2 protein-coding genes are annotated in these 1,808 nt (G+C 40.2%); both read right to left on the reverse strand.

Annotation, left to right across the window (positions count from 1 at the left end; all coding sequences use genetic code 11):
* Window positions 1–10: 10 nt before the first annotated feature.
* Entirely contained in the window at window positions 11–730 is a 720-nt protein-coding gene (locus ACFQ2O_RS21440) for a pirin family protein (protein ID WP_377532908.1), read from the reverse strand.
* A 194-nt stretch (window positions 731–924) separates the two neighbouring features.
* The gene (locus ACFQ2O_RS21445; protein ID WP_377532910.1) at window positions 925–1,710 is read right to left on the reverse strand and encodes an XRE family transcriptional regulator; all 786 of its coding nucleotides are present in this window, start codon (window positions 1,708–1,710) and stop codon (window positions 925–927) included.
* Window positions 1,711–1,808 lie beyond the last annotated feature (98 nt).

A 1,808-nucleotide genomic window follows, 5' to 3' on the forward strand; every position in this document is an offset into this window, starting at 1 on the left:
AGAATAACTATTAATAATTAACTTCAGTTGCAGGTACGTCAACAAGTATAAATGTTGCCTCTCCGGTAGCATGTAACCCTACTACATCTAACTCCTCAAGCCGTACTTGGTCATACTGGTCTACTTCCATGTTATGAACTAATAAACTTCCGCTTAAAACGTAAAGTAGCGTTTTACGGATCTTAAAAGTTTTAAAATCATAATTCCCTCCCTGGCTCAGGTGTCCGTAATAAACAGTGGAATTAGAATTCATGAAAGGGATATTTTCCAGAACTTTCTGACCAGTAACCAAAGGCACCAGTTTATCTTTTGTATTCAAAAAATCAAGTGTCATGTTTTCATAAGCAGGCGCAACGCCTGGCTTATTAGAGATAAACCACAGCTGCAAAAGCTCTGCGTATCCGTCTGTATCATTTGTTTCAGAATGTGTAATTCCAGTACCTGCTGTCATTCGCTGCACATCACCAGCTTTCAGGGTAGTTTTGTTGCCTAAACTATCCTGATGGTTGATTTCTCCATCAAGTATAAAATTAACAACTTCCATTTCTGTGTGTGGGTGCGACGGAAACCCGTTTTTAGCACTAATCCTGTCATGGTTGAAAACACGCAGAGGACCAAACTGAACATTGGCCGGGTTATAGTAATCAGCGAAGGAGAAAAGGTAATGAGATTGTAACCAATCTCCTATATTAGTTTGGTGGCGCTCGCTGGCAGTTATCAGTTTTAGCATAGTTTTATAATGGTGTGGTGCATCGTAAGAAATAGTATAAACCTGAGGCACGAGTAGTGCCTCATTATGCTAAAGCTGTACGGATATGAAAGTATCTTGTTAACTAAAAGAGCTTAATGGTACATATAGCAAAGAAAAAGCCCGTTGCTGCGCAAGAAGGCAGCAACGGGCTTTTAAATAGAATGAAAAAAATATTACTCAGCTTTCTTTAGCTTCTGCACCTCTTTCTGCAGGTCCAGCACAATACTGGAAAGCTTGTCTAGCGATAAATCCGCAATAGGGAAAGTAGAACTTATGTATGATTTAGCTTCCCATATTTCAACCACATCTTCTACATGCACTTCATAAGGAGAGTATACTGGATTGTCAGAGTGCAGGCGCAGCACAGCAGTATCTTTTATCTTATTAAAGATGCGTTTGAAGACAACCCCTTCTTTCTGACTAACCACAATACAAGGTGTGCCATCCTTTATCTGACTCCAATCGTCTACATAACGGCCTACTATAACAGTACCTGAAGCTATAGGCAACATAGAATCTCCGCTTATCTCGAAAGCACGAAAAGTACCTGTTGTTCCAAGCATCGGTAGTTTAAAGCGGGGCAGTTCTTCGATGAACTCTGAGTCGGCATAGCCATTGAGATAGCCTGCACTTGCTTTGTATGGAACCAGTTCTATGTTTTCCTTTTGGTCATCGTCTACCGTAATGGCAAGTACACGCATATTGCTGCCGGATGCTTTTCCAGCAGCAGAAACAGGACCCAGAGGAGCTTCTTTAAGTAGATCTCGCGTTATCAGATCATCCAGGGAGACCTTAAAAAGGTCAGATACATTTACTAAAGTACTTAACTTTGGCTCTGCTCTTCCCTCTTCATAGGCTCCTACTAAAGAGCGCTTTATATCTAATTTTTCAGCAAGCTGCGCCTGTGTATAACCAGCTTGCTTGCGAAGATGTCTAATGTTAGATGTTACTAACTGCATAATGCTATGAGTATAAATGCTGCACAATAAATAAATCGGTGCTTACCTGTAAAGCTACTATATTATTAGCATTAATACTAACTTTATTAGCACAAAGT

This window comes from Pontibacter rugosus (assembly GCF_042678745.1).
GTDB lineage: Bacteria > Bacteroidota > Bacteroidia > Cytophagales > Hymenobacteraceae > Pontibacter > Pontibacter rugosus.

What these genes read in the sequence shown, in the direction of transcription:
- ACFQ2O_RS21440 (WP_377532908.1), bottom strand. Translation starts at nt 730, where the DNA reads ATGCTAAAACTGATAACTGCCAGCGAGCGCCACCAAACTAATATAGGA.
- ACFQ2O_RS21445 (WP_377532910.1), bottom strand. Translation starts at nt 1,710, where the DNA reads ATGCAGTTAGTAACATCTAACATTAGACATCTTCGCAAGCAAGCTGGT.